Source organism: Micromonospora costi, assembly GCF_003626655.1.
GTDB lineage: Bacteria > Actinomycetota > Actinomycetes > Mycobacteriales > Micromonosporaceae > Micromonospora > Micromonospora costi.
The window spans coordinates 289,260-307,394 of record NZ_RBAN01000003.1; the positions used below are offsets into that span (position 1 = coordinate 289,260).

Consider the following 18,135-nt stretch of genomic DNA (forward strand, 5'->3'; position numbering starts at 1 on the left):
CGGCGTGCGGTGCCCAGGCGCAATCCGTCCACCCTGAGGATGAGCCGGATCCTGCCGGAGACGGACGCGCGCCTACGGACCGAGCCTGATTGACCTTGTTGCGCGCGACCGTCACGCTGTGCAACGGCGTACCTCGACGCCACCCGCACGGGAGGAGAACGATGTCTGACGGGCAGCGAAGCCCCACCAGTGACGGTCAGATCGTGGTGTCCGGCCTGACGAAGCAGTACAAGAACGTCCGGGCGGTCAACAACCTGTCCTTCACGATCCAGCCGGGCCGGGTGACCGGCTTCCTCGGCCCGAACGGCGCCGGGAAGACCACGACCCTGCGCATGCTGCTGAACCTGGTCACGCCGACCAGCGGCACGGCGACCATCAGCGGCCACCGGTACGCCGACCTCAGCGAGCCGCTGCGGCACGTGGGCGCCGTGCTGGAGGCGTCCAGCGCGCATAAGGGCCGGACCGGCGTCAACCACCTGCGGGTGATCTGCGCGGCGGCCGGCCTGCCGCGGCAGCGGGCCGACGAGGCGCTCGCCCTGGTCGGGCTGACGCCGGCCGCCAAGCGCAAGTTCAAGGGCTACTCGCTCGGCATGAAGCAGCGGCTCGGCATCGCCGCCGCCATGCTCGGCGACCCGCGGGTGCTGATCCTCGACGAGCCGGCCAACGGGTTGGACCCGGAGGGCATCCGGTGGATGCGCGGATTCCTCAAGGGCCTGGCCCACGAGGGTCGCACCGTGCTGGTCTCCAGCCACCTGCTCTCGGAGATGCAGCTCCTCGCCGACGACGTGGTGATCATCGCGGCCGGCCAGCTGGTCCGGCAGGGACCGGTCGACCAGGTGATCGGTTCGATGACGCAGGGCGTCCGCGTACGGGTCCGCACCCCGCAGGCCGAGGCGCTCACGACCGCCCTGAAGGGCCAGTCCGCCACCGTCGACGCCGACGGGCAGGGCGCGCTGCTCGTCAGCGGGGTGGACGCCGCCACGGTCGGGCGGACCGCCCTGGCCGCCGGTGTCGAGCTGCACGAACTCACCACGGAGCGACCCGACCTCGAAGGGGTCTTCCTGGAGCTGACGGCCGGAAAGGCGGGCATTCGATGAACCTCGTCCGAGCCGAACTGCTCAAGATCCGTACGACCAACACCTGGTGGGTGTTCGCGCTCATCTCGCTGCCGCTGTGGGCGCTCACCCTGCTCGTCAACTGGCTCCAGTCCGACGCGCTGACCAGCGGCGACCTCGGGGAGATGCCGCCCGAGCAGGCCGCACAGCTGGCGGCCGCGGCCCACCCGGACGCGCTGTCGGCGAACCTGTTCACCACCGGCCAGTTCTTCGGCCTGCTCATCGTGATGCTGCTCGGCATCATCGTGGTGACCAGCGAGTTCTTCCACCAGACGGTGACCACCACGTTCCTCACCGCGCCGCACCGCAGCGCCGTGATGATCGCGAAGCTGGCCGCCGCCGCGCTGCTCGCGGTGCTGTTCTGGGTGGTCACCACCGGGCTCAACCTGGTCGCCGGAGCGGCGGTCCTGGAGAGCATCGGTGTCGGCAACCAGCTCGGTAACGTGGCCGCCTGGGAGGCGATCGGGCTGAACGGGCTCGCCTACCTCCTCTGGGGGATCCTCGGCGTGGGGCTGGGCGTGCTGATCCGCAGCCAGATCGGCGCCACGGTGACCGGCATCCTGCTCTACCTGGGCGGCACCATCGGCGCGGCGATCGCCATCAGCGTCCTGGCCGCCCGGTTCGGCGACTGGATCAACGACCTCCAGCTGCTGGTGCCGTCGCTGGCGTCGTCGCTGATGGTCGCCGGCACCGAGATCCCGGGCAACCCGCCCCGGTGGGCCGGCGCCGCCGTGCTCATCGGGTACGCGGTGGTGACCGGGGTGGCCGGCACCCTCATCCTGCGCCGGCGGGACATCTCCTGACGGCACGCCCGGGGCGGCACCGCCGCCCCGGGCGTCGCCCCCGCTGCGGGGGTCGCTCCCGGTGTGGGCATGACGCCCGGTGTGGGCCACGGCTCGCGCCGCGGACGCCGCTCTTTGCCGGCGGCGTCGCTCCGCCGTGGCGGGGGGCGGGCGGGCGTCGGCGCGGATCAGCCGCCGGGGCAGCCCCGGCCGCCGCTCACCGGGACGCAGTGGCCGACCGGCGGGACCGGCTCCTGGTGAGCCGGGGTGTGACCGATCAGGGGACCGGTCGCCGTGCTGCCGGCCAGCGCGACCGCGAGGTAGAGCAGCGCCGTCCCACCGAGCGCCCAGGCGAAGTGCCGCCACCAGAGGCGCTCCTCGGCGAGCCGGGCCACCAGCAGCCCGACCAGCGGCAACGCGGCGCCCAGCAGGAGCCCGGCGGTCAGCAGGGCGTCGGTGGTCGCGCCGAACGCCCGCGCGGCCTCGCGCGTCGGCGTGTACGGCGTGGCCGCCCGCCGCATCAGCCCGACCGCCAGCAGGAACGGCACGCCGTAGAGCCAGGCGAAGAAGAGCCCGCCGAGGCCGAGCCGCTTCACGACCGGCCGCCCAGGTAGACGCCGGCCGCCGTGGCGGCGACCGCGACGGTGACCGCCACGGACAGGGTGCCGGCCAGGACGGCCGACGCGACCCGGCGGACGACCACGGCGTTCACCACCGCGGTGACGACCAGCATCCCGGCGAGCACCGGCGCACCCCAGACCAGCCCCGCGAGGGCCAGCGACTCGGCCGGGGTGAGGCAGCTGAACAGCGCCGAGCAGTCCCGCGGCGGCGGGTCGGGCACGCTCATCGTGCCCACGACCACCGCCGCGATCGCCGTCGCGTACCACCCCGACGCGACGGCCAGGCTGCGCCCGTACCGCCCGCCCGACCCCGTCCGATCCATGGCGCCGATCCTGCCGACGGCCGGCCCACCGCGCATCGGTACCCGTACTCAGTCCTGCCGTAGCAGGTGGGAACCGTGCACGCAGCGCATTCCGAACTTCTGGCATCTTCTGTGAAACGGACCACCCGGCGGAGGCGGAAATGCCTGAGGGATCCGTACGGCGTAGCCTTGGAGGTCCCGCACGGGCTCGTGATAACGGGCCCGCCGGGCACCGCGTGCCACACCACACCCGCGTGAAAGAGGCGATTACCGGCCGTGTCGACCCAGCAGACTTCGCAGGAGAACCCACTGGCGGGTTTCGGCCCGAACGAGTGGATCGTCGAAGAGATGTACCAGCGGTACCTCGCGGATCCGAAGAGCGTCGACTCGGCCTGGCACGACTTCTTCGCCGACTACCGCCCGGCCCCGGGCGCCGCCACGGCACGCCCCGACGCGAAGCCGGCGCCCGCCGCCGCGCCGGAGCCCGCCGAGCAGCAGGAGGCCGTGGCCACGGTGACCCAGCCCGCCGCCAAGCCGGCCGAGACGAAGCCGGCCCCGGCCCGCCCCGAGCCCGCCAAGGCCGCCGCCCCGGCCGCGCCGGCGAAGCCGGCCGCTCCCGCCAAGCCGGCGGCCAAGCCCGCCGCGACCGCGGCGAAGGCCACCGGCCCGCAGACCACCCCGCTGCGTGGCGTCGCCGCCAAGATCGTCCAGAACATGGACGCCTCGCTGAGCGTGCCGACCGCCACCAGCGTGCGGGCCGTCCCGGCCAAGCTGCTGGTCGACAACCGCATCGTGATCAACAACCACCTCGCCCGGGGGCGCGGCGGCAAGGTCAGCTTCACGCACCTCATCGGCTACGCGATGGTCCGGGCGCTGGTCCAGCACCCGGAGATGAACAACTCCTACGCCGAGGTCGACGGCAAGCCGGCGCTGGTCCGCCCGGAGCACGTCAACCTCGGCATCGCCATCGACCTGGTCCGGCCCGACGGCAGCCGCAACCTGGTGGTCCCGTCCATCAAGGGCTGCGAGAAGATGGACTTCCGGCAGTTCTGGCAGGCGTACGAGGACGTGGTCCGGCGCGCCCGTCGCAACGAGCTGACCATGGACGACTACGCGGGCACCACGATTTCGCTCACCAACCCGGGCGGCATCGGCACGGTGCACTCCATGCCGCGGCTCATGCAGGGGCAGAGCGCCATCATCGGCGTCGGCGCGATGGAGTACCCGGCGCCGTACCAGGGCATGTCCGAGGCCACCCTCGCCGAGCTGGCGGTCAGCAAGGTCATCACGCTGACCAGCACGTACGACCACCGGGTCATCCAGGGCGCGCAGTCCGGCGAGTTCCTCAAGGTCATGCACGAGCTGATCCTCGGCGAGCACGGCTTCTACGACGGGATCTTCACCTCGCTGCGGATCCCGTACGAGCCGGTGCGCTGGGTGCGCGACGTCGCGGTCGACAGCGAGGGCCAGATCAACAAGACGGCCCGCGTGCACGAGCTGATCCACGCGTACCGGGTCCGGGGCCACCTCATGGCCGACACCGACCCGCTCGAGTTCAAGATCCGCAAGCACCCCGACCTGGACGTGCTCCAGCACGGGCTGACCCTGTGGGACCTGGACCGCACCTTCCCGGTCAACGGTTTCGCGGGCAAGCAGCGGATGAAGCTGCGCGAGATCCTCGGCGTGCTGCGCGACTCGTACTGCCGGCGGGTCGGCATCGAGTACATGCACATCCAGGACCCGGAGGAGCGGCGCTGGATCCAGGAGCGGGTGGAGCGCAAGTACGAGAAGCCGTCCGCGGACGAGCAGAAGCACGTGCTCAACCGGCTGAACGCCGCCGAGGCGTTCGAGACCTTCCTCCAGACCAAGTACGTCGGCCAGAAGCGCTTCTCGCTGGAGGGCGGCGAGTCGCTCATCCCGCTGCTCGGCGAGGTGCTGGAGGCGTCCGCCGAGAGCGGCCTCGACGAGGTCGTCATCGGCATGGCGCACCGCGGCCGGCTCAACGTGCTGGCCAACATCGTCGGCAAGCCGTACGAGAAGATCTTCTCGGAGTTCGAGGGGCACCTCGACCCGCGCTCGACGCAGGGCTCGGGCGACGTGAAGTACCACCTGGGCCAGAACGGCAAGTTCACGACGCCTGACGGCGCCCACGCGGTCAAGGTCTCGGTGGTCGCGAACCCGTCCCACCTGGAGGCCGTCGACCCGGTGCTGGAGGGCATCGTCCGGGCCAAGCAGGACCGGATCGACCTCAAGCTCGAGGGCTACACCGTGCTGCCGCTCGCGGTGCACGGTGACGCGGCCTTCGCGGGCCAGGGCGTGGTGGCCGAGACGCTCAACCTCTCCCAGCTGCGCGGCTACCGCACCGGCGGCACCGTGCACGTGGTCGTCAACAACCAGGTCGGCTTCACCACCGCGCCGAAGTACTCCCGGTCGAGCCTCTACAGCACCGACGTGGCCCGGATGATCCAGGCGCCGATCTTCCACGTCAACGGCGACGACCCCGAGGCCGTGGTCCGGGTCGCCCGGCTGGCGTTCGAGTACCGGCAGGCGTTCAACAAGGACGTCGTGATCGACATGGTCTGCTACCGCCGGCGCGGGCACAACGAGGGCGACGACCCGTCGATGACCAACCCGGAGATGTACAAGATCATCGACTCGAAGCGCTCGGTGCGGAAGCTCTACACCGAGGAGCTGATCGGTCGCGGTGACATCACCGTCGAGGACGCGGAGGAGCTGCTGCGCGACTACCAGGCGCAGCTGGAGCGGGTCTTCAAGGCCACCCGCGACGCCGCCACCACGCCGCGGCAGCTCAGCCGGCCACGCCGCGAGGAGGAGCCGGAGCCGCAGGTCGACACCGCCATCGACGCGTCCCTCGTCCGGGCGGTCGGTGACGCGCACGTCAACCTGCCCGAGGGTTTCACCCCGCACAAGCGGATCCAGCAGCTGCTCGACCGGCGCGCCAAGATGTCCGTCGAGGGCAACATCGACTGGGGCTTCGGCGAGATCATCGCGTTCGGCTCGCTGCTCAACGACGGGGTCACCGTCCGGCTCGCCGGTCAGGACTCGCGCCGCGGCACGTTCGTGCAGCGGCACGCCTCGATCGTGGACGCGCGGACCGGCGAGGACTACCTGCCTCTCCAGTCCCTGACCGGCGACGGCGAGCGTTCCCGGTTCTTCGTGCACGACTCGCTGCTCAGCGAGTACGCGGCGATGGGCTTCGAGTACGGCTACTCGGTCGAGAACGTCAACGCGCTGGTCTGCTGGGAGGCCCAGTTCGGCGACTTCGTCAACGGCGCCCAGTCGGTGATCGACGAGTTCGTGTCCTCCGGCGAGGTCAAGTGGGGCCAGCGCTCCGCCGTGACCCTGCTGCTGCCGCACGGGCACGAGGGCCAGGGCCCGGACCACACGTCCGGCCGCCCGGAGCGGTTCCTCCAGCTCTGCGCCGAAGACAACATGCGCGTCGCCATCCCGACGACGCCGGCGAACTACTTCCACCTGCTGCGTCGCCAGGCGCTGTCGCCGAAGCGCAAGCCGCTGGTGGTGTTCACGCCGAAGTCGCTGCTGCGGCACCGGCTCTGCGTCTCCTCGGTCGAGGACTTCACCACCGGCACGTTCCAGCCGGTGCTGGCCGACTCGGCCGCCCCGGCGCCGGAGTCGGTGAAGCGGGTATTGCTCTGCTCGGGCAAGCTCTACTACGACCTGTTCCAGGCCCGCCAGGAGCGCGGCATCACCGACACCGCGATCATCCGCATCGAGCAGCTCTACCCGATGCCGGTCGAGGAGATCCGGGCCGCGCTGGCGCAGTACCCGAACGCCGAGGACTTCGCCTGGGTGCAGGAGGAGCCGGCCAACCAGGGCGCCTGGTCGTTCGTCGCGCTGAACCTGCTGGAGCACCTCGCGGACGTGCGGCTGCGGCGGATCTCCCGCCCGGCTGCGGCCGCCCCGTCGGTCGGCTCGGCCAAGATGCACGAGGTCGAGCAGAACGCGCTGATCGAGGCGGCTCTCCCCCGCCCGTGACCTGACCGCACCGTCGTACGCCGGGGCAGGGCCGTCGAGGACGGCCCTGCCCCGGCCGCGTCGGTGGACAGACCCGCCCGGCGTCACGCCGGGCCCCGACACGAGGACGTACCGATGTACTTCACCGACCGCGGCATCGAGGAGCTGGTCGAGCGCCGGGGCGACGAGCAGATCAGCATCGAGTGGCTGGCCGAGCGCCTGCGCGACTTCGTCGACCTGAACCCGGAGTTCGAGACCCCCGTGGAGCGCTTCGCCACCTGGCTGGCCCGCCTGGACGACGAAGACGACGAGTAACCCCCGGCCCCACCCCACCCCGCCCCGGTGATCATGAAGTTATTGCCGCGACACGCCGGCGTCGAGGGCAATAACTTCATGATCACTGGGACTGGGGCTGGGGTCGGACGGCCCGGGTCGGTGCGACGAAGGTCTCGGGCAGTCGGTCACGCGATCTTCTAGGGTGGGATCGTGGCGCGGAGCGTGTATGTCACCAGCGTGGGGTCGGGCGGGGGCAAGTCCACCATCGCACTCGGGCTGGCCGAGCTGCTCTCCCGCCAGGTCGGGCGGATCGGCGTGTTCCGGCCGCTGATCGCCGGCACCGGCCCCGACCCGATACTCGCCCTGCTCAGCGAGCGCTACCGGCTCGACCTGCCGCTGGACGACCTGGCCGGCGCGACCTACGCCGAGGCCACCACCCTGGTCGCCGACGGCCGCCGGGAAGAGCTGATCTCCCGCATCGTCGAGCGGTACCGGGCGGTCGAACGGCACTGCCCGGCGGTCGTCGTGGTGGGAAGCGACTTCGACGACACCGGCGACCCGGCCCGCCCTCGCGAACTCGCGTTCAACGCCCGGCTGGCCACCGAGTTCGGCAGCGTGGTGGTGCCCGTCGTGGACGGCTTCGGGCAGGAGCCGGCGGCCATCGCGGCGGCCGCCCGTGGCGCGTACCACGACCTCGCGGACCTCGGCGCCACCGTGCTGGCGGTGATCGCCAACCGGGTCCCCGGGCCGATGACGCTGCCGGACCTGCCGGTTCCCGCGTACGCCATCCCGGAGGTCCCGAGCGTCTCCGCGCCGACGGTGGCCGAGGTGGCCGCGGCGCTCGACGCCACCCTGCTGGCCGGCGACGACGCGGCGCTCGGCCGGGACGTGCTCGACTACGTGGTCGGCGCGGCGCAGGTGCCGATCCTGCTCGACCACCTGACCCCGGGCGCTTTGATGATCACCCCGGGCGACCGCGCCGACCTGCTCGTCGCGGCGAGCGCCGCGCACGTGGCCGGTCAGGTGTCGCTGGCGGGGCTCGTACTCACCCTCGGCGAGCAGCCGGACCCGCGCGTCATGCGGCTCGTGGAGAAGCTCAACACCGGCCTCGCCGTGCTCTCCGTACGCACCGACAGCTACGACACGGTCGCCGCGTCCAGCCGAATCGAGGGCCGGCCGAGCGCCGGCAACCCGCGCAAGGTCGAGGCGGCCCTCGGCGCGTTCGAGGCGCACGTGGACACCGCCGACCTGGCCGGCCGCCTGCGGGTCAGCCGTTCCACGCGGGTCACGCCGCTGATGTTCGAGAACGAGCTGATCGACCGGGCCCGCACCGCGCGGCGCCACGTGGTGCTGCCGGAGGGCGGTGAGGAGCGCATCCTGCGGGCGGCGGAGATCCTGCTGCGTCGGGGCGCCGCCGACCTGACCCTGCTCGGCCGGCCGGACGAGATCGCGCGGCGCGCCCGGGAGCTGGGCGTCGACCTCGGTGACGCACGGGTCGTCGACCCGGTCACCAGCGAGTGGCGGGACGGGTTCGCCGCCGAGTACGCCCGCCTGCGCGCGCACCGGGGCATCACCGAGGAGCTGGCGCACGACATCGTGGCGCAACCCAACTACTTCGGGACGCTGATGGTGCGGGCCGGGTACGCCGACGGCATGGTGTCCGGAGCGACGCACACCACCGCCGCCACCATCCGGCCGGCCTTCGAGATCATCCGTACCCGGCCCGACGTCACCGTCGCGTCGAGCGTGTTCTTCATGCTGCTGGCCGACCGGGTGCTGGTGTACGGCGACTGCGCGGTGAACCGCGACCCCGACGCCACCCAGCTCGCCGACATCGCGATCTCGTCGGCGGGCACCGCGGCCCGGTTCGGCATCGAGCCGCGGGTGGCGATGCTGTCGTACTCGACCGGCAGCTCCGGCGCGGGCGCGGACGTGGAGAAGGTCGCGGCGGCCACCGCCCTGGTGCGGGAACGCCGGCCCGACCTGCTGGTCGAGGGCCCCATCCAGTACGACGCCGCGATCGACCCGGCGGTCGCCGCCACGAAGCTGCCGGGCAGCCCGGTCGCCGGCCGGGCGACCGTGTTCATCTTCCCGGACCTCAACACCGGCAACAACACGTACAAGGCGGTGCAGCGCTCGGCCGGCGCGGTGGCGGTGGGACCCGTCATGCAGGGGCTCCGCCGCCCGGTCAACGACCTGTCCCGGGGCGCCACCGTTCCCGACATCGTCAACACGGTGGCGATCACCGCGATCCAGGCGGCCGCCGAGACGGCCGAGGAGGCCACATGAGCCGGGTGCTGGTGCTCAACTGCGGGTCGTCGTCGGTGAAGTACCGGCTCTACGACGGCGACGACGTGCGCGCGAAGGGCACGGTCGAGCGCGTCGGCGAGCCGGGCGGCGGCCCGGCCGACCACGAGACCGCCGTACGACAGATCCTGGCCGACCTGGACCTCACGGGCCTGACCGCGGTGGGGCACCGGGTGGTGCACGGCGGGAAGCGGTTCGGCGAACCGGTGCGGATCGACGACGGCGTGCTCGCCGCGATCCGCGACCTGGTGCCGTTGGCGCCCCTGCACAACCCGCCGAACCTCGCGGGGATCGAGGTGGCCCGCCACGCGCTGCCGGACGTGCCCCAGGTGGCGGTGTTCGACACGGCGTTCCACCGGACGCTGCCGGAGGCCGCCGCCACGTACGCGATCGACCGGGACACCGCCGAGCGGTACGGCATCCGTCGCTACGGCTTCCACGGCACGTCGCACGCGTACGTCTCGCGGCGCACCGCGGAACTGCTGGACCGGCCGTACGACGAGACGAACACCATCACGCTGCACCTGGGCAACGGGGCGAGCGCCTGCGCGGTCGCCGGCGGCCGGAGCGTGGCCACCTCCATGGGCATGTCGCCGCTGGAGGGCCTCGTCATGGGCACGCGCAGCGGCGACATCGACCCGACCGTCATCTTCCACCTGCGCCGCGAGGGCGGCCTCTCCGTGGACGACATCGACGACCTGCTCAACCACCGCAGCGGGCTGCTCGGGCTCACCGGCGCCAACGACATGCGGGAGGTGCTCGACCGCCGTGACGCCGGGGACCCGGCGGCCGCGCTCGCCTTCGACGTCTACTGCCGGCGGATCACCGGCTACGTGGGGGCGTACTACGCGCTGCTCGGCCGGGTCGACGCGGTCACCTTCACCGCTGGTGTGGGCGAGCACGCGGCCCCGGTCCGCGCCGCCGCCCTGGCCGGGCTGAACCGGCTCGGCATCGCCGTGGACCCGGAGCGCAACGCCGGGAAGGGCGACCGGGTCATCTCACCGGACGGGGCCGAGGTCGCGGTCTGCGTGATCGCCACCGACGAGGAACGCGAGATCGCCCGCGCGGCCCGGCAGGTGGTTGCCCGCACGAGCTGACCGGCACGCCCCCGCAGCCGGCGGCCGCGAGGCGCGGAGCGGTGCGCCCGATCCAACGGTGCGGCCGCTTCAGCGGTCTGCCCGGCCGGGGGCTTCCGGTCAGCGACGCCGGGCGCGCAGCCGCCGGGCGCGGACGCTGCGGCGGGGCCGGTCGCGGCCCGGCCCACGTGGCGGCAGGCACCGCGCCGACGGGCCGTCCGGCAGGTACGCCGAGGCGAGAAGGACCCCGCCCACGCCGGCCACCACGAGACCGAACGGCAGGCCGCCCCAGGCGTTGAGGACGAAGACCGAGTCGTCGGTGGTGCCGTTCTCCGTCACGAACTCGTCCGGCCGGTCCGGGTCCACCCACAGGGTCATCGTGCGGGGTGGCTCCTCCGTGCACCCGCCGGCCGAGCCGCACAGGATCCGCTTCGAGTACGCCACGCCGGCGTGGTCGTACCACACCCGGACCGTGTCGGTGCCGCCGCCGCGCCCCACGGTGTCCCGCCGCCGGCCCACGACGGCCTGGACGGGCACCCCCTCCGCCCGCAACCGCTCCGCCTTGGTGTGCAGGTGCCACTTGTATCCGGCGATGCCTGTCGCGTACGACAGCCCGGCGAGCAGCACCACCAGGCCGAGCAGGGCCGACGCCGGTCGGGCGGGCCGCCGGCGGAGAGCCGCCCGGAGGCGGCTGCCGCCGTCAGCGGCCTCAGCCAACCGCGAGCCAGACCGCCAGCGTGAGCAGGACGGCGGCGACCACGGCCGCACCGACGATCATCGGCAGCCGGCTGCCGGTGACGGCCGCCGCCTGCGGCTCGGGGCTGGCGGCGAAGGCGCGGAAAGCCTCGGTGTTGCCGCTGGGGTCGGTGTAGTTCTCAGGCATGCCGGTGACCCTAGCGAAGCCTGTCCACGCGGGCCGTCCCGCGACGCCGTCGCCGGCCGAACCCGGCGTGCTCCGGGGACGGTTCCGGCCGCAGGGTGGATCCGGTGGGAACCGGATGGTGGGCCGATCGGCGCCGGCGGGCACCTACCGTGGAGCCGTGGGGGTGAGGCGGCTCGTGGCCGTGCTGGTGACGGCGCTGCTCGCGGGCTGCGCGCCGGCCACCGCCGTGACCGGGGCGCCGGCCCGCCAGGCACCCGAGGGGCCGTACGCCGTCGGCGTGCGTACGTTCACCCTCGACCCCGGGTCGGCGCGGCCCCTGCCGGTGACCGTCTGGTACCCGGCGCAGGGTGGTGCGGTGGCCGTCGGACGGTTCCCGGTGGTCGTCTACAGCCACGGGCTGGACAGCCTGCCCGACCTGCACGCCGGGCTCACCGTCCGCTGGGCCGCCGCGGGCTTCGTGGTGGCCGCGCCGGCCTTCCCGCACACCCGGCGCGGCGCGGCCCGCTTCAGCCGAGCCGACGTACGCCACCAGCCGGCCGACGGTTGGCGGCTCATCCGGCACCTGGTCCGCCTCGACGGGCGCCGGGGCGACCCGCTCGCCGGGCACCTCGACGTGGCCCGGTTCGCGGCGGCGGGCCACTCGGCGGGCGGGTTCACCACCGCCGGCATGTTCACCTCGGGACACTCGCCCCGGTTGCGGGCCGGTGTGGTGATCGCCGGCGGTGGCCTCGCCGGCAGCTTCGCGGGCCCGCCCGCCCCGCTGCTGTTCGTCCACGGCACGGCCGACCCGGTGGTGCCGCTGTCGGTGGGACGGGCGGCGTACCAGCGGGCACCCGGCCCGAAGGCGTTCCTCAGCATGCTCGGGCAGGGCCACGGCGAGTACCTGACCCCGGGCCGGCCGGGCTTCGCCCAGGTCCTCGCCACCACCACCGACTTCCTCCGCTGGACGCTCTACGGCGACCAGGAGGCCGCCCACCGCCTCCCCACCGACGCCATTTCCCCCACCCTGACCCACTACGAGTCCAACCCCACCCCGTAGCTCCCTCCCGCCACCCTCGCCCCGCCCCTCATCTCGTCGATCATGCACATGTGGTGCCCGATCCGCCCTGTCTCGCCACTTTTGCGGGGCACCACAACTGCATGATCGACGGGGGCGGGCGGGGGGCGGGCGGGGGGGCGGGGCGGGCGGGGGGCGGGGCGGGCGGAGCGCAGGGGTGGGGTGGGGTGGGGTCGGGTCGTTAGGGTCGGCGCGTGCGGGGGCTTGTGGAACGGCAGTTGGAGAGCATCGACGAGGTTGTCGAGGTGGCCGGCGGCGCCGGGGTCGAGGTCTGGCTGCGGGGTGGCTGGGCGATGGACTTCCACCTCGGCCGCGTGACGCGTCCCCACGTGGACGTCGACTGGTACTGCTGGCGGGCCGACGCGCCCCGGCTGGCCGCGCTCCTGACCGCGCGGGGCTGGCGACCCGATCCCCGGATGCCCGCCGAGGTGCAGCTCGACCTGTTCCGGGGCGAGGTCGAGGTGAGCTTCGCCTACCTCGCCCGCGACACGGCCCGGCGGGTCACGGTGGGCGCGGGCCCGTGGGCCGGTACGCCGCTGCCGGCCGGGATGCTCGACGCCCCGCCGGGCCGGATCGACCGGCGGAGCGCGCCGGTCATCTCGCTGACCGCCCAGATCGAGTTCAAGGAGATGTACCCGGTCTGGATGCCGGAGCGCCCCGCCGCCCCAAGGACGCCGACGACCTGTCCCGCCTGCGGGCCGCCCTCCCGACGGCCGAGAGCGCCGGCGGGCCGGCCTGACCCCGCACGACGGGAGGCGGGACGGCCCACGCGGCGATCACCGGGCGGCGCGCGGCGGGTCGCCGCCGGAGCGGAAGGGTCGCGGTGAGCGTGATGACTCTGCGGCATGGTGATGACGCAGAGGCGTACCGCTCGGAGGGAACAGGCTCCCGGACCGGGTCGCGGTAAGGCTCGCCGCGGCCGCGTCCGGCGCGCGCCGCGTGCACCCTCGGTCCGGCCGCCTCGGATCCCCGCCCCGCATCCGATCCGCGCGGCACAATCGGATTCATGTCCCGTCGCCGTACCGCCGCGCTGCTCGCCACCACCCTGCTCACAGCGGGCCTGGCAGGCTGCTCGGGGCAGGCGCCGGCCGCCGACCGGCCGGACGTCCCGGCGGCCCCGGCCACGAGCGCCACGCCCGCTCCGCGGGTACCCGCCGGCACCGCGCCGGCGAGGAGCTTCGCGGTCGGCGTACGACAGCTGAAGCTGAACCGCGACGGCGACCGCCCCCTGCCGGTGACCGTCTGGTACCCGGCGGCCGGGCCGGCCGGCGGTGAGGCGGAGCGCTCCGCGCCCGCGGCGGACGGGCGGTTCCCGGTGGTCATGTTCAGCCACGGCCTGGGCGGCCGGCCGGACGACTACGCCGTGCTGCTCACCCGCTGGGCGGCGGCCGGCTTCGTGGTGGCCGCACCCACCTTCCCGCACACCTCGCGGGGCGCCGACGGCAACGTGCTGGACGTGCTCAACCAGCCGGCGGACGTGTCGTACGCGTTGACGCGGGTGCTCGCGCTCGACGGCGAGGACGGCGACCCGCTGCGGGGCCGGCTCGCCACCGACCGCGTGGCGGCGGCGGGGCACTCGGCCGGCGGCGTGACCACGGTCGGGCTGTTCACGGCGGGCCGCGACGACCGCCTCGACGCCGGCGTGGTCTTCGCCGGCACGTCCCTCGGTGTGGGCACGGCGTTCGCCGGCGCGGCCGCACCGCAGCTGTTCGTGCACGGCGAGCGGGACGAGGTGGTCGACTACGCGGCGGGCCGGGCCGTGTACGACGCGGTGCCCTGGCCGAAGGCGATGCTCAGCCTCAGCAAGGGCGACCACGGGCGGGCGCTGCTCACCGACGGCGCCGCGCTGCGGGTGGTCTCCGACACCACTGTCGAGTTCCTCCGCTGGTCGCTGTACGGCGACGCGGCGGCCAAGCGGCGCATCCCCGCCGACGCCGCGCGGGACGGGCTGGCGACGCTCGACAACCACCTCTGAGCCGCGCCGGACGCGGTCCCGGGTCGCTCAGGCGGTGTGGTCGAGGACGACCTTGCCGAAGGCCTCCCCGCTGTGCAGGCGGGCGAACGCCTCCTCGACCTTGCTGAACGGCACCACGCTGTCCACCACCGGGCGCACCTGCCGGTCGGCGCAGAACGCCAACAGGTCGTACAGCTCGCCGGGGGTGCCCATCGAGGTGCCGAGGATCTCCAGCTGCATGGCGAAGACGCGACGGAGGTTGACGGTCGGCTCGTGGCCGGCGGTGGCGCCGGAGACCACGATGCGGGCCATCGGCGCCGCTGACTTCAGCGAGTGGTCGAACGTGGCCGCGCCGACGGTCTCGATGACGACGCCCACCCGCTCCGGCAGCCGGGCGCCCGGCTCGACCGCCGTCGCGCCCAGCGCCGCGATCCGCTCGCGCTTGCCGGCGTCCCGACTGGTCGCGTACACGCGCTTGCCCATGGCCACGGCGAGCGCCACGGCGGCCGTCGCCACGCCGCCGCCGGCGCCCTGCACGAGGACGGCGTCGGCGTCGTCCACCCGGCCCTTCGTGGTCAGCATCCGCCAGGCCGTCAGCCAGGCGGTGGGCAGGCACGCCGCGTCGGTCAGCGACAGCCCGTCGGGGAGCGGCACCAGGTTCGCCCGCGGTACGGCCACCCGCTCGGCGAGCGTGCCGGGGAAGAACTCGGAGAGGATGGAGACCCCGCGCGGGTCGCCCGGCGTCGGGACGACGGGGTAGACCACCACCTCGTTGCCCTCCGGGTCGACACCCGCGGCGTCGCACCCGAGGATCATCGGCAGCTGCGCCTCGCCCAGCCCGACCCCGCGCAGCGACCAGAGGTCGTGGTGGTTGAGCGAGCTGGCCCGCACCTGCACGGTCACCCAGTCGTCGGCGGGGTGGGTGGGCTCGGGCCGCTCCCCCACGGTGAGCGCGGCGAGCGGGTTGGCGTCGTCGAAGCGGGTGGCGAAGGCGGCACGCATGGTCGGCACCGTAACAAGCTGAGCGTCCGTTAAGAAGGGCCCCTTCCTGTGCGGAACGCGACAGGAAGGGGCCCCTGGGTCAGGCGCGGGCGACGCCGTCGCGGCGGGCCGCCTCCGCCACCGCCTCGGCCACCGCGGGCGCGACCCGCGGGTCCAGCGGCGAGGGCACGATCGCCTCGGCGGTGAGCGTCTCGGCCACCACGCCGGCGATGGCGTCGGCGGCGGCCACCTTCATCGTGTCGGTGATCCGGGTGGCCCGGGCGTCCAGCGCGCCCCGGAACACGCCCGGGAACGCGAGCACGTTGTTGATCTGGTTCGGGTAGTCGCTGCGCCCGGTGGCCACCACCGCCACGTGCCGGGCCGCCACCTCGGGGTGCACCTCCGGCGTCGGGTTGGCCAGCGCGAACACGATGCCGCCCGGGGCCATGCCGGCCACCGCCGCCTCGGGGATCTGCCCGCCGGAGACCCCGATCAGCACGTCCGCGCCGCGCAACGCCTCCGTGACGTCACCGGACCGGCCCTCGGCGTTGGTGGTCGCCGCCAGCTCGGCCTTCGTGCCGGTCAGGTCGGTGCGGTGCCGGCCGATGATCCCCTTGGAGTCGCAGACCACCACCTGATCGGGGTTCACGCCCCCGGCCATCAGCATCTTCGTCACCGCGACACCGGCCGCGCCGGCGCCGCTGACCGCCACCCGCAGGTCGCCGAGCTTGCGGTTGAGCAGCGTCGCGGCGTTGCGCAGCGCGGCAAGCACCACGATCGCGGTGCCGTGCTGGTCGTCGTGGAACACCGGGATGTCCAGCGCCTCGTCGAGCCGGCGCTCCACCTCGAAGCAGCGCGGGGCGCTGATGTCCTCCAGGTTGATGCCGCCGAACGAGGGCGCGAGCGCGCGTACGGTGGCCACGATCTCGTCCACGTCCTGTGTGTCCAGGCAGACCGGCACCGCGTCGACGCCCGCGAACTGCTTGAACAGCACCGCCTTGCCCTCCATCACCGGCATCGCGGCGCGCGGGCCGATGTTGCCGAGCCCGAGCACCGCCGACCCGTCGGTGACCACCGCGACGGTGTGCGACACCCAGGTGTAGTCGGCGGCCAGGGCCGGCTCGGCGGCGATCGCCTCGCAGACCCGGGCCACCCCGGGTGTGTACGCGAGGGAGAGGTCCTCCCGGCTGGTGAGCGGGACCGTCGAGGCGACGGCCATCTTGCCGCCCCGGTGCAGCCGGAAGACGGGATCAGCAGGGTCCACGGTGGACGAAGGCATCGGTGACTCCAGGAATCTGTCGAGCAGACGGGGCGGCCGGCTCGGGGCGCGAGGTGGGCGGCGAGCGGTGGCACGCGGTGCGGGGGGTCACCCGGGCACTTTCCGAGCATAGTGTCGGAGGTGCCCCTCGGATGTGAGCAGGGTCATAACGGCCGAGGACGTACCCGGCCGGGCCGCGGCCAGTACCGGAACAGCACCCGACCGTGGACGTCGGCCACCCCGTACGCCCGGGAGTCGTCGGTGACCAGGTCGTTGTCCCCGCGCAGCCACCAGCCGCCGTCCTGCGCGCGGACCGCGCGCTTCACGACCAGCAACTCGGGGCGGCTTCGGAAGACCGCCACCACCACGTCGCCGGGGCGGACGGGCCGGCCGCCTCGGCGCACCAGCACCGCGTCGCCGTGGCGCAGCGTGGGCGCCATGGACGGGCCCGTGACCAGGACGGCGGTCAGGGGCCGGCGCAGCCGGGGCGGCACCGCCGGGTGATGGGGCGGCATGGTTTCACCTCCACCCGGTCGGGGAGCCCGTCCAGGAGTAATGTCGTCTTGGATCATCGCAAACTTCCCATGGAGGATCCCGATGCGACTTCCACGCATCCTTACGCCGCGGGTCACCGCCAGCGCCCACTGCGACCTGCCCTGCGGCGTCTACGACCCCGCGCAGGCGCGGATCGAGGCCGAGTCGGTCAAAATGATCTGCGAGAAGTACCAGGCGAACACCGACCCGGAGTTCCGCACCCGCGCGATCATCATCAAGGAGCAGCGCGCCGAGCTGGTCAAGCACCACCTCTGGGTGCTCTGGACCGACTACTTCAAGGCCACCCACTTCGAGAAGTACCCGCAGCTGCACCAGCTGTTCAACGAGGCCACCAAGCTCGCCGGCTCCGGCGGCGTCAAGGGCAGCCTCGACCCGGCCACCGCCGACCAGCTGCTCCAGAAGATCGACGAGATCGCCAAGATCTTCTGGGAGACCAAGAAGGCGTGAGCCTCGGCCCCACGGCACCGACGATCCGGCCGGTACGTCCCGAGGACGTGCCGGCCGTCGTCGCGATGGTGCACGAACTCGCCGCGTACGAGCGCGCTCCCGACGAGTGCCACCTCACCGCCGACCAGTTGACCGCCGCCCTGTTCGGTCCGGCGCCCGCGCTGTACGGCCACGTCGCGGTGGACGACCGCGACGAGCCGGTCGGGTTCGCCCTCTGGTTCCTCAACTTCTCCACCTGGGCCGGCGTGCACGGCATCCATCTGGAGGACCTCTACGTCCGGCCGAAGGCGCGGGGTACGGGAGCCGGCCGACTGCTGCTGGCCACCCTCGCGGCGATCTGCGTCGAGCGCGGCTACCGGCGGCTCGAATGGTCGATGATCGACTGGAATCCGGCGGCCGGCTTCTACGCGGCGATCGGCGCCGAGCAGCTGGGCGAATGGATCCCCTACCGGCTGAGCGGCGACGCGCTGCGCCAGCTCGCCCGCCGGGCGCACGCCCCCACCCACCCGGCCGCCTGAGCGGGTAG

General features: G+C 73.4%; 18 protein-coding genes. 11 read left to right on the forward strand and 7 right to left on the reverse strand.

Features of this window, described 5'->3' with window-relative positions; translation table 11 throughout:
- The first annotated feature begins 161 nt into the window (after nt 1-161).
- Both D7193_RS17845 and D7193_RS17850 read left to right on the forward strand, forming a co-directional pair.
- Entirely contained in the window at nt 162-1,097 is a 936-nt protein-coding gene (locus D7193_RS17845) for an ABC transporter ATP-binding protein (protein ID WP_120780662.1), read from the forward strand.
- Nucleotides 1,094-1,918 carry an ABC transporter permease subunit gene (locus D7193_RS17850; protein WP_120780663.1) on the forward strand — a complete coding sequence of 275 codons (825 nt, stop codon included), beginning with the start codon at nt 1,094-1,096 and terminating at the stop codon, nt 1,916-1,918. The genes D7193_RS17845 and D7193_RS17850 overlap by 4 nt, the downstream gene beginning before the upstream one ends.
- A 167-nt stretch (nt 1,919-2,085) precedes the next feature.
- Here the strand turns inward: D7193_RS17850 and D7193_RS17855 are convergent, their stop codons facing one another.
- Together D7193_RS17855 and D7193_RS17860 are read right to left on the reverse strand one after the other, a co-directional pair.
- A complete protein-coding gene (locus D7193_RS17855) occupies nt 2,086-2,493 on the reverse strand; it encodes a hypothetical protein (protein WP_120780664.1) in 408 nt (135 codons plus the stop codon).
- Nucleotides 2,490-2,840 (reverse strand): hypothetical protein, encoded by a 351-nt coding sequence (locus tag D7193_RS17860; RefSeq protein ID WP_147434419.1) that lies wholly within the window; start codon nt 2,838-2,840, stop codon nt 2,490-2,492. The genes D7193_RS17855 and D7193_RS17860 overlap by 4 nt, the downstream gene beginning before the upstream one ends.
- A 255-nt stretch (nt 2,841-3,095) precedes the next feature.
- Here D7193_RS17860 and D7193_RS17865 point away from each other — a divergent pair, with 255 nt between their 5' ends.
- From D7193_RS17865 to D7193_RS17880, 4 genes are all read left to right on the forward strand, one after another.
- Nucleotides 3,096-6,836 carry a multifunctional oxoglutarate decarboxylase/oxoglutarate dehydrogenase thiamine pyrophosphate-binding subunit/dihydrolipoyllysine-residue succinyltransferase subunit gene (locus tag D7193_RS17865; protein WP_120780666.1) on the forward strand — a complete coding sequence of 1,247 codons (3,741 nt, stop codon included), beginning with the start codon at nt 3,096-3,098 and terminating at the stop codon, nt 6,834-6,836.
- 114 nt (nt 6,837-6,950) lie between these two features.
- A complete protein-coding gene (locus tag D7193_RS17870) occupies nt 6,951-7,130 on the forward strand; it encodes a DUF6104 family protein (RefSeq protein ID WP_120780667.1) in 180 nt (59 codons plus the stop codon).
- A 171-nt stretch (nt 7,131-7,301) separates the two neighbouring features.
- On the forward strand, nt 7,302-9,380 hold the full coding sequence (gene pta, locus D7193_RS17875; RefSeq protein WP_120780668.1) for a phosphate acetyltransferase: 2,079 nt from the start codon (nt 7,302-7,304) through the stop codon (nt 9,378-9,380).
- Nucleotides 9,377-10,495, forward strand: a complete 1,119-nt coding sequence (locus tag D7193_RS17880; RefSeq protein ID WP_120780669.1) for an acetate/propionate family kinase — start codon at nt 9,377-9,379, stop codon at nt 10,493-10,495. The genes pta and D7193_RS17880 overlap by 4 nt, the downstream gene beginning before the upstream one ends.
- A gap of 99 nt (nt 10,496-10,594) precedes the next feature.
- Here D7193_RS17880 and D7193_RS17885 read toward each other — a convergent pair whose 3' ends face one another.
- Nucleotides 10,595-11,191, reverse strand: a complete 597-nt coding sequence (locus D7193_RS17885; protein WP_120780670.1) for a hypothetical protein — start codon at nt 11,189-11,191, stop codon at nt 10,595-10,597.
- The gene (locus tag D7193_RS33715) at nt 11,184-11,357 is read right to left on the reverse strand and encodes a hypothetical protein (RefSeq protein ID WP_174242657.1); all 174 of its coding nucleotides are present in this window, start codon (nt 11,355-11,357) and stop codon (nt 11,184-11,186) included. The genes D7193_RS17885 and D7193_RS33715 overlap by 8 nt, the downstream gene beginning before the upstream one ends.
- Before the next feature lie 157 nt (nt 11,358-11,514).
- Here D7193_RS33715 and D7193_RS17895 point away from each other — a divergent pair, with 157 nt between their 5' ends.
- The 3 genes from D7193_RS17895 (at nt 11,515) to D7193_RS17910 (ending at nt 14,389) form a co-directional block, all read left to right on the forward strand.
- On the forward strand, nt 11,515-12,396 hold the full coding sequence (locus tag D7193_RS17895; protein ID WP_174242658.1) for an alpha/beta hydrolase family protein: 882 nt from the start codon (nt 11,515-11,517) through the stop codon (nt 12,394-12,396).
- Between the two features lie 212 nt (nt 12,397-12,608).
- Nucleotides 12,609-13,241 (forward strand): nucleotidyltransferase domain-containing protein, encoded by a 633-nt coding sequence (locus tag D7193_RS17905; protein WP_241563168.1) that lies wholly within the window; start codon nt 12,609-12,611, stop codon nt 13,239-13,241.
- Between the two features lie 179 nt (nt 13,242-13,420).
- Entirely contained in the window at nt 13,421-14,389 is a 969-nt protein-coding gene (locus D7193_RS17910; protein WP_120780673.1) for an alpha/beta hydrolase family protein, read from the forward strand.
- Nucleotides 14,390-14,416: 27 nt separating this feature from the next.
- On the opposite strand, the gene D7193_RS17915 is transcribed toward D7193_RS17910, so the two are convergent.
- The 3 genes from D7193_RS17915 to D7193_RS17925 all read right to left on the reverse strand — a co-directional run bounded on the left by D7193_RS17915 (nt 14,417) and on the right by D7193_RS17925 (nt 17,122).
- Complete coding sequence (locus tag D7193_RS17915) at nt 14,417-15,379, reverse strand: zinc-binding dehydrogenase (RefSeq protein WP_174242659.1); 963 nt, start codon at nt 15,377-15,379, stop codon at nt 14,417-14,419.
- 70 nt (nt 15,380-15,449) lie between these two features.
- Nucleotides 15,450-16,628 (reverse strand): NAD(P)-dependent malic enzyme, encoded by a 1,179-nt coding sequence (locus tag D7193_RS17920; RefSeq protein ID WP_120780675.1) that lies wholly within the window; start codon nt 16,626-16,628, stop codon nt 15,450-15,452.
- A gap of 143 nt (nt 16,629-16,771) precedes the next feature.
- On the reverse strand, nt 16,772-17,122 hold the full coding sequence (locus D7193_RS17925) for a S24/S26 family peptidase (RefSeq protein ID WP_120780676.1): 351 nt from the start codon (nt 17,120-17,122) through the stop codon (nt 16,772-16,774).
- 82 nt (nt 17,123-17,204) lie between these two features.
- Between D7193_RS17925 and sodN the strand changes: the two genes are divergently transcribed.
- Both sodN and D7193_RS17935 read left to right on the forward strand, forming a co-directional pair.
- Nucleotides 17,205-17,609 (forward strand): superoxide dismutase, Ni, encoded by a 405-nt coding sequence (gene sodN / locus D7193_RS17930; protein ID WP_120780677.1) that lies wholly within the window; start codon nt 17,205-17,207, stop codon nt 17,607-17,609.
- A gap of 65 nt (nt 17,610-17,674) precedes the next feature.
- Complete coding sequence (locus D7193_RS17935) at nt 17,675-18,127, forward strand: GNAT family N-acetyltransferase (protein ID WP_120781351.1); 453 nt, start codon at nt 17,675-17,677, stop codon at nt 18,125-18,127.
- Nucleotides 18,128-18,135: the final 8 nt, after the last annotated feature.